This is a genomic window from Acetobacter sp. DmW_136, assembly GCF_008690365.1.
In the GTDB taxonomy this organism is placed as follows: Bacteria; Pseudomonadota; Alphaproteobacteria; order Acetobacterales; family Acetobacteraceae; genus Acetobacter; species Acetobacter oryzifermentans.
This window is the reverse complement of the sequence record NZ_VHON01000095.1, coordinates 1-855: the sequence shown is the minus strand read 5'-3', so window position 1 is coordinate 855 and position 855 is coordinate 1. Positions and strand designations below refer to the sequence as shown.

General features: G+C 54.7%; 1 pseudogene. It reads left to right on the top strand.

Going from position 1 to position 855, the window contains the following annotated elements:
- A pseudogene (locus tag FKW31_RS15830) lies at window positions 1–855 on the top strand (lactate dehydrogenase); the annotation flags it as partial.

Below are 855 nucleotides of genomic sequence, written 5' to 3'. Positions count from 1 at the left end.
CTGATCATGGCGTCAGGCTCACCTATCACGAATACCATCGCCGAATTGTGGAATGTCGGACGGTATATGGATCTGGATGCTCTTGTCGCACGCAATCTGCATGAATTTGATGCTTGGGCAGCCAACTTTGGGGAAACACGCACCGAACTGGAGCTTCAGCCCAACGGTCTTTACAAACCGGTCACGCGCTTTACCGAATTCGTCAATGTGGCCGATCTGATGGCCATGTATCGTGACTTTGCGGACGTCGTTCAGTCAGACGAGTTGGCACGATATGTCAAACTGCCCTCTGTTAAGGGCGGCAACAGACAGATTGTGGTGGCCGAAAGCACAGAAGACTTTCGGGCATTCCAGCAGACCCTTGCAGAACGGATGCGCGCGATTGAAGCCCGTTCAGGTCGTCCTCAGAAGGGGGACGACATCATTCTGAGTGTGATGAATGATGCCCGGCATGGCGCGATCGATCTGCGGTTTATCCCACCGTGGGCGGATGATGACCCACATTCCAAGCTGAATGTGATGATCCGGAAGGTGTTTGAAATCTGGCAGGAAACATCTGCCAGTCGCTACACCAACCCCGAAACGGGCAGGGCTTATGATTTGCCGGGAGCGGTGCAGATGATCTTCTCCGATCTCGGCACGCAGGCCTCCCAGAGCAAGCGTGGGTTCTCGGCTTATAACTGGATCAGGTCAGAGCTGATCCGCATGGGTATCCCGGCCGAGCAGATTGCCTTCATGCAGGACTACGACAAGGCAGCAGCCAAGCTGCGTCTGTTTGGTGATCTCAATGCAGGCCGTAAGCGTATCCTGATCGGTTCAACAGCCACAATGGGAACGGGAGTGAATGCCCAGCAG